The 249-nt window shown below is 61.8% G+C and carries 1 pseudogene; it reads left to right on the top strand.

Features of this window, described 5'->3' with window-relative positions:
* Positions 1–249 (top strand): annotated as a pseudogene (locus SB772_RS43990) (molecular chaperone HtpG); the annotation flags it as partial.

Genomic DNA, 249 nt, shown 5'->3' with positions numbered 1-249 from the left:
CCACCCATGACGACAGCGGTGAGCAGAGCGTCGCCCTGGCCGATTACCTGGCCCGCGCCAAGGAAGGCCAGGACAAGATCTACTACCTCACCGGCGAAACCTATGCGCAGGTCAAGAACAGCCCGCACCTGGAAGTCTTCCGCAAGAAGGGCATCGAGGTCCTGCTGCTGACCGACCGTATCGATGAGTGGCTGATGAGCTACCTCAACGAGTTCGACGGCAAGAGCTTCGTCGACGTCGCCCGTGGCG

The organism is Paraburkholderia sp. SIMBA_030, assembly GCF_046535245.1.
Lineage (GTDB): Bacteria > Pseudomonadota > Gammaproteobacteria > Burkholderiales > Burkholderiaceae > Paraburkholderia.
This window is presented reverse-complemented; position numbering and strand designations above follow the sequence as displayed.